The sequence below is a fragment of the Sporosarcina koreensis genome, from assembly GCF_001531445.1.
Lineage (GTDB): Bacteria > Bacillota > Bacilli > Bacillales_A > Planococcaceae > Sporosarcina > Sporosarcina koreensis_C.
Genome location: NZ_LQYA01000055.1, coordinates 1 through 7,471 on the forward strand (window position 1 = coordinate 1; position 7,471 = coordinate 7,471).

9 protein-coding genes are annotated in these 7,471 nt (G+C 47.7%); all 9 read right to left on the reverse strand.

The genetic code is table 11. From position 1 onward, the window contains the following. Positions 1 to 1,025 (reverse strand): dihydroxy-acid dehydratase (locus AWV70_RS09480; protein ID WP_201024346.1); only part of this gene is annotated, 1,025 nt, incomplete at its 3' end. Between the two features lie 432 nt (positions 1,026 to 1,457). Next, a complete protein-coding gene (locus tag AWV70_RS09485; protein ID WP_060206497.1) occupies positions 1,458 to 1,991 on the reverse strand; it encodes a DL-endopeptidase inhibitor IseA family protein in 534 nt (177 codons plus the stop codon). Positions 1,992 to 2,064: 73 nt separating this feature from the next. Then, entirely contained in the window at positions 2,065 to 3,036 is a 972-nt protein-coding gene (locus AWV70_RS09490; protein WP_060206498.1) for a bile acid:sodium symporter family protein, read from the reverse strand. Positions 3,037 to 3,099: 63 nt separating this feature from the next. Beyond that, positions 3,100 to 3,405, reverse strand: coding sequence for a Zn-ribbon domain-containing OB-fold protein (locus AWV70_RS09495; protein ID WP_060206499.1), 306 nt, complete (start codon positions 3,403 to 3,405; stop codon positions 3,100 to 3,102). A gap of 4 nt (positions 3,406 to 3,409) precedes the next feature. After that, the gene (locus AWV70_RS09500; RefSeq protein WP_060206502.1) at positions 3,410 to 4,543 is read right to left on the reverse strand and encodes a thiolase C-terminal domain-containing protein; all 1,134 of its coding nucleotides are present in this window, start codon (positions 4,541 to 4,543) and stop codon (positions 3,410 to 3,412) included. Then, positions 4,540 to 6,021 (reverse strand): class I adenylate-forming enzyme family protein, encoded by a 1,482-nt coding sequence (locus AWV70_RS09505; RefSeq protein WP_060206504.1) that lies wholly within the window; start codon positions 6,019 to 6,021, stop codon positions 4,540 to 4,542. Before AWV70_RS09505 ends, AWV70_RS09500 begins: the two co-directional genes overlap by 4 nt. A gap of 5 nt (positions 6,022 to 6,026) precedes the next feature. Beyond that, positions 6,027 to 6,500: a PPC domain-containing DNA-binding protein gene (locus tag AWV70_RS09510; RefSeq protein ID WP_060206506.1), complete on the reverse strand. Its 474-nt coding sequence runs from the start codon at positions 6,498 to 6,500 to the stop codon at positions 6,027 to 6,029. Next, positions 6,493 to 7,251: an SDR family NAD(P)-dependent oxidoreductase gene (locus AWV70_RS09515; protein ID WP_060206508.1), complete on the reverse strand. Its 759-nt coding sequence runs from the start codon at positions 7,249 to 7,251 to the stop codon at positions 6,493 to 6,495. The genes AWV70_RS09510 and AWV70_RS09515 overlap by 8 nt, the downstream gene beginning before the upstream one ends. A 12-nt stretch (positions 7,252 to 7,263) precedes the next feature. Continuing rightward, the coding region (locus AWV70_RS24440; protein WP_235588601.1) for a TRAP transporter large permease subunit at positions 7,264 to 7,471 on the reverse strand (208 nt) is incomplete at its 5' end.

Consider the following 7,471-nt stretch of genomic DNA (forward strand, 5'->3'; position numbering starts at 1 on the left):
ATCGTAATGCGATCGGGATGGATGGCTCCAGGTATTTTTGTAAGTTCATTGATGATAGAACTGACTCCGCCTGCTTTGAAAATATCATCCATGGAAATATCGGATGCCGGCATGATTTTCGCTAAATATGGAACCCGTTCGGCAACTTTGTTAATATCCTGGACGCTATATTCGATTTCCGCTTCATGTGCAATCGCCAATGTATGTAGAACCGTATTGGTCGATCCGCCCATTGCCATATCGAGTGCAAATGCATCATCGATCGCTTCCTTCGTGACGATATCACGCGGTTTGACTCCCTCTTTCACCATGCGAACCAAGTGCTTCGCCGCATCTTTGATGAGCTTATGACGCTCATCGGAAGTGGCGACTATCGTTCCATTGCCTGGCAATGCCAAACCTAGCATTTCCATCAGGCAATTCATAGAGTTCGCCGTAAACATTCCCGAGCACGATCCGCATGTCGGACATGCATTGTTTTCAATGTCGAGAAGCTCTTCCGCCGTCATTTTGCCAGATTTGTATGCGCCGACACCTTCGAATACAGATGTGAGGGAGAGTGGTGAACCTGATGAGGAAACACCCGCTTCCATCGGTCCTCCTGATACGAAGACGGAAGGGACATTCGTCCGAACCGCCGCCATCAGCATGCCAGGCGTGATCTTATCACAGTTCGGAATGTAGAACACACCATCGAACCAGTGTGCATTGATGACTGTTTCAGCAGAATCCGCAATCAGTTCGCGGCTCGGCAGCGAGTAACGCATTCCGATATGCCCCATCGCGATTCCGTCATCTACACCGATCGTGTTGAATTCGAATGGCACCCCGCCTGCTTCCCAGATTGCCTCTTTGACGATTTCAGCAAATTTATTCAAATGTTTATGGCCTGGAATAATATCAATATATGAATTACAGACGCCGATGAAAGGCTTCTCCAAATCTTTCGTTTTGACGCCCGTTGCATACAATAGACTCCTATGAGGCGCACGGTCGATCCCTTTTTTAATCATGTCACTTCTCATTGCAATCTCTCCTAATCAAATCATCCAAGAGCTTTTAAACTAATTAAATTGCGTGAAATGAATCACATATCTAAATAGATTGTTGCTATCATATATCGGATTCGCGCTCTCGTCAACCGTCTTTTTATAATTATTGTTCAATTATGAATTATGATTAATTTTGTATCCGCTTACATTAGTGATATATTGCATATCGATGGAAATATGACAATTAAAAAATATTTTTATTTTATTTTTGATAGGGAAATTTGAAAACGCTTTTGCTGGAATGCGCGTAAAAAAATGAATAGACGCGCATAAATTTGTCTAGAAACGCATAAATCACAACAAACACGCATAAATTTTTTTGCGCATCTGGAACGATTTATGCGTCATTATTTGGATTTATGCGTTTTTCTTTCGTTCATATTGGATAATTTGAGCCCTTCGCTGCTATTCATTGAATTTATCGATCCGCCAACCGGATTTCTTCACGTATTCGTAGCTTACGATAATCGTTTCAGCGGTCCGGGTGTCGCCGATCGGGACCGTGAGTTCGAATGTCATCTTGCTCTTTTGCGTTTTTAACACTTTTGCTGTTGCGATCTCCCATTGGAGCAGCGAACCCGATGCCGCTTCTGCTTCTGGCGATGCCAGCTTCCCTTTATGCTTCAGGATTCCGTTTTCCTTCATAAACCGTTTCGCTTTCTTCTTCGTCACGAATTTCTGCAGTTCCGCTTTCATTTTCTTCTTGGAATCCAAGTGGGCGGCCATATAGCGGTATTCCAATCCTTTATAGGCGAATGTCTTGTACTCGCCTTCCTTGTACAATCCGCCTGCCTGGATAATTGCTGCCGTTCCGGTCCATGCGGTGGCCAGCTCGACAGCGTCCTTCGGTGTAAGGGCGGCCGGCGGGTTCCCTCCGCAAGCCGCCATCGTTAGCAGTAGTAAAATGACAGCCATGACGTTCAGTGCCCTCTTTTTCAACGCGCAACCCCCTGACTAGCTAATACTTAAACGTATGAATGATCAAGGGGCCGCATACGCCATCATGTCGAATTCATTCACTGATAACAATAGAATCTTGCTCGTGTATTTTGAATTTATTTTCAAACAGGCTTGCGACGAGCGCTCCGACTGTCAGGTTGACGACCATATTGGCGACAGCCGGTACTGCAGCGAGGGAGCTGACATGCTCCATCGCAAGAGTCGCGGCGAGGGCGGTGTTGCAGATGCCTGTATGGAACAGAATGGCGCGGGCATTCTGTTCAGCCACCTTCAGCAGCTTCGCAATGAAATAACCGCCTGTCATCGGGATGCACACTTGAAGGAAGACTGCTGCGAAAATGAGCGGCAGCACTGATAAATTCTGCTCCAATGATTGTTGAGCACTCGAGATGACGGACAGGATGACGATGAAAAGCGCAAGCTGGGAGAGGACGGATGTATACGGCCTGATCGCTTCCACCCTTTTCGTCCACTTCCATTGGATGAACAATCCCGCCAACAACGGAATGAAGACAATGTAAATTATATTCAGGAACAGCGGCCAAAACGCAATCGGGATCAATTTTCCTGCAAACACTTGCACGAGCGTCGGCGTCAATACAGGCGAAATGAATGTATCCATTGTCGCCATCGTAATGCTCAATGCCACTTCGCCGCCTGCGATGAACGTGTAAATATTGGCGGATGTGCCGCTTGGAACAGCCCCCGCCAAAATGACGCCTGTCGCAATTTCCGCTTCGTCCTTGAAGAACAGATAAGCAATAGCTATCGATACGCCTACTGTCATCGTCCATTTCAGTAAGACACCGATAAACGCAAATTTCGGGTTTTTGATGACTGCCATCAGTTTATCCGTCGACAACGACAATCCCATTAGCAGGAAGATCGTTCCAAGCCCCGCGCCAGTCAAACTTCGTATTGGGATGAAAAAATTGGGCGCCAAGTACGCGATTACGGATAGAAGGACAATCCATATCGGCAAATATTTCGAAACAATTCCTGTCGCAGTTTGCAATGCTTTCAACGGATTTCCTCCTTTACAAAAAGACCTGCGCTTGGAATCATTACTGATTCCAAGCACAAGTCGTCATAATTTTGTATACAAATAAGCGCCATCCTCCATTTTGTCCAAAGCGACCTTATCGCCAATCTGCACCGGACCATCCATCCTGGCGGTCACTTTCACATCTGCCTCGTCAAGCTGGATTAGCGCGATCGTGTAGGGGGCGATGTCCGCAAACTCGGCTGGAGCGATATGGATATCCGTAAAGCTGAAAACCGTTCCTTCCGGAGACACTTCCTGCGCTTCGAGTTTGCCGGACCTGCATTTTGGGCATGTGTATTTTGATGAAACACTTGCGTAATCGCATGAATTGCATTTGAAAATCTTCATGTCATCACACCCTCTCCAAAATGTGCACGGTCGAATACGAACCAGTGCCGCCTAAGTTTTGCGCCAATGCCAGCCTTGCCCCGTCCACTTGGTTCGGCGCTGTGCCTCGCAGCTGCCGGACAAGATGATAAATCTGGGCGATCCCTGTCGCTCCGATCGGATGGCCGCGCGACAGCAAGCCGCCGCTCGTATTGACCGGTTTATCCCCTGTCGATTTCGTCCGCCCCTCTTCGACCGCCTTCCAACCTTCGCGCTTTTTGAAGAAGCCTAATTCCTCTATGGCCAGAACTTCCGTCATCGAGAAGCAGTCATGGATTTCGACGACATCAATATCTTCTGGTCCCACTCCCGCTTTTTCATAAGCGAGGCGGCCAGATTCACGGATTGCCGGAATCGACAATAGATCTTCCGCGTCCTGCATCTGAGTCGGTCCCGAACTTTGGGCGGATGAAAGGATATGCACGCCGGAGTTCCGCTTCGAAATGATAAGCGCAGCCGCCCCATCCGTCATCGGCGAACAATCGAACAGACCTAATGGATTTGTAATCATCCGGGCATTCATGATTTCATCAAGTGTCGCGGGCTTTTGGAATTGCGCGAGCGGATTATTCAAAGCATGTTCGCGGTTCTTCAAAGCGACCATCGCCAAATGTTTTTTCGAGGCGCCTGTTTCATGAAAATAACGGTTTGCCAAGACGCCGAAAAAACCCGGGAACGTCAATCCCGCCTGCTTCTCATTCGAATCATTGTCCATCGCCGCGTTGATCGCCTGGGTCACGTCGGATGTGGATGCATGCTTCATCTTCTCCACGCCCGCCACGAGGACCGTTTCATATTCACCGCTCAAAATCCCCATAATCCCTTGGCGCAATGCAATTCCGCCTGAAGCACAAGCCCCTTCGACCTTCGCCGTCGGAATGAAGCCAAGACCGAGTTCATTTGCGACAATTGCGCCGAGAATTTCTTGATTATAAATAGCGCCCCCCATGAAATTGCCGACAAAAACAGCATCGACTTTCGGGTTACCGGCATCCTCCAACGCTTGAATACACGCTTCCAAAAGCAGTTCCTTCATTGATTTGTCGACAAACGTCCCGAATTGCGTCATTCCGATTCCGTGGACATATACATTCGTCATGCCTTGACCTCCTCATGTTTGTTACGGAGTTCCCGTTTCAAGATTTTTCCGTACGAGCTCTTTGGCAATTCATCCACGATATGAATCTCTTTCGGCTTTTTAAAGCTTGCCATATTTTCGATGCATAAGGCGATAAGTTCATCTTCTGTCACTTCTGCAGTTCCATTCAAGACGACGTAAGCAACGACATTTTCGCCCCACTTTTCATCGGGAACGCCGATTACACAAGTTTCCTTCACACCTGTGTGTAAATTGAGCACTTCCTCCACTTCACGCGGATAAATATTGACGCCTCCTGAAATGATGACATCCTTTTTCCGGTCGACGATATGAAGATATCCTTCTGCACTCTTCCAACCGAGATCCCCTGTATGAAGCCAGCCTTCCTTCAACGTCTCTTCCGTCGCCTTCTCGTTATTCCAATATCCTTTCATGACGAGTGAGCCTTTGCAGATGATTTCGCCGACTTCCCCGTCAATGACTTCTTTTCCTTCATCATCGACGATTTTCACATCGACGAAAAGGCCTGTGCGTCCGCATGACTCAAGCCTATTCTCCATTTCCTTCTTCGGCATCATCGTAATGCACATCGGCGCTTCGACTTGCCCATAAGTTTGGGCAAAAATCGGACCAGCAAGCGATAATGCCTGTTCAAGCTTACTTGCAGCAATCGCCGAGCCTGCCATATTGATCGTTTTCAATGTCGACAGCTTTGCCGGGTCGAAATTCGGATGCTGAATCATTAAGTTCACCATCGTCGGCACGAGGAAAATTGTCGATACTCGTTCTCGCGCCAAGTCATTGACAAACTCATCGGGCTCGAATTTATCGAACACGACTTGTGTTAAGCCATACAGCCAGGAGACATGTGATAGGAAGTTGCTGCCGTGCGTCAATGGAGCAACATGCCCAATTATGTCGTCGTAGTTCGTATCACAAGCGACTGCTAGCGATAAAGCGCCGGATATCATATTACGGTGAGATAGCATGACGCCTTTCGGATTGCCTGTCGTTCCCGATGTATACATGATCGCAAACAGATCGTCTTCCCCGACTTCCTCCAAATGACGTTTTCCGATATGAGCATCGACCGCTTTTTCGTAATTGTCTCCGATTGTCAAGACAGCAACATCCGTCCCAATCGGTTCAATTAATCCTTTATCGCCGATAATGAGACTTACATCAGCATCCTTCAGCATATATTCATGCTCCTTCGGATGAAGACGATAATTCAATGGGACTTTGATAACGCCCGCCAGCGCTGTTGCAACGTCAAGTTCGATATGCTCGATACGATTCGCCATTAAAATTCCGACCCGGTCTCCTTTGTGCAAACCCAGCTCATGGAAATATGACGTCAGGGCAAAAACCCGTTCCTTCATTTCCCGGTATGTAAATGCCCGGTCTTTATCTTTCATTGCCACCTTGTCCGGATAGGCGGCGGCTGACTTCATTGCCAACTTCCCCAATGTTTCCATGCCCCTCACTCCTTCTCCTTAAATTGAAATACAGGAATGCCGTAAATCTCATCCAATCCCCGTTGCATACGGATGCCGTTCAATGGAAAGAGTACGAACTCGATCGTGACAGCGACCGGATTTTTTCCGTCAATAAAATGTCCGCCATTTAAACTCTTATTGCAATCGACAAACATGCCGTGAAAATGGACTTCCATTTCCCCTTCCATATCAAGGCCTACAAACCCTGTTCCCGATAACAATTCAACCGGTGTATCGGTTACGACTTCCGATGAGTATCGCAAACTTCCGTCTTCATTTTGATCCAATTGGACATAAGTCGCGTGCTGGAGAGATCCGAGGCATTGAAACTGAGCAGCTTCCACGCCGAACTCCTTGCAAGCACCTATAATGCCTTCAAATAGATCGATTCCTTTCATTAAGCGCCCGGCAATCCGATCAGATGTCTTATCGTATACAGCCTGAATCCGCTTATCCAAAGCTATAGCCCCCATCCACCTTCAAAACTTGTCCGGTCGTGTAGCCGGATTCCGGCAATGCGAAGTAAAGGACCGCTTCCGCGATATCTGCAGGCGTACCCATCCGTTTGATCACTTGCTGGCTGACATCATAAGGAACACCCGAAGTAATCCCCGTCTCAGTTGCCCCCGGTGCCACTGAGTTACATGTAATATTGAGAGGACCTAATTCTTTTGCAGCCCATTTCGTCAAGGCAATTACTGCCCCTTTTGATGCAGCATAAGCTGGTCCGGATCGGCCATTCGCGCCATTCCCCGAAGTGACACCGCCGTTTATCCCGGAAACAGAACTGATATTGACGATTCTTCCATATTGCTGTTCAACCATATGCGGATATACGACCGCCTGGATGAACAGCAATGCGGCTTTGACATTCGTATCCATATCACGGTCCCAAATATCGAGTGTCATCGTGTCGATGCCAAGTCTCCCGCAAGTTCCCGCATTGTTCACTAAAATATGAAGTTCTCCGAATGAATCCGAAGCACGCGCGACAGCCGCTTTAACGAACTCCGGGTCACGGATATCTCCTAGACATTCCAAAACTTTCGAATCTGGGTTTTCCGATTGGATGGAATTGATCGTTTTACTACAAGGATTCAAATCGATCAGGATGATATTTGCGCCTTCTCTTGCAAGACGGATGGCGGATTCGGCACCGATGCCGCTCGCCGCTCCCGTAATGATTGCTGTCTGCCCCTTAAGTTTCATGCCAAACTCCCCCTATTTGACGTTTAACAGATCTGGTAAAAATGTCGATATTTGCGGTATAAACGTAATGAGCATTAGAATGATGAGCGAAGCGACGATAAAAGGAAGTACCCCTATCGACAACCTTCCGATCGATGTACCCGATATACCTGCCGCGACGAACAGATTCAACCCTACTGGCGGTGTGAATAAACCGATCGCCAAGTTGACAGTCATGAAT

What these genes read in the sequence shown, in the direction of transcription:
- AWV70_RS09500 (WP_060206502.1), bottom strand. Translation starts at nt 4,543, where the DNA reads ATGACGAATGTATATGTCCACGGAATCGGAATGACGCAATTCGGGACG.
- AWV70_RS09495 (WP_060206499.1), bottom strand. Translation starts at nt 3,405, where the DNA reads ATGAAGATTTTCAAATGCAATTCATGCGATTACGCAAGTGTTTCATCA.
- AWV70_RS09515 (WP_060206508.1), bottom strand. Translation starts at nt 7,251, where the DNA reads ATGAAACTTAAGGGGCAGACAGCAATCATTACGGGAGCGGCGAGCGGC.
- AWV70_RS09505 (WP_060206504.1), bottom strand. Translation starts at nt 6,021, where the DNA reads ATGGAAACATTGGGGAAGTTGGCAATGAAGTCAGCCGCCGCCTATCCG.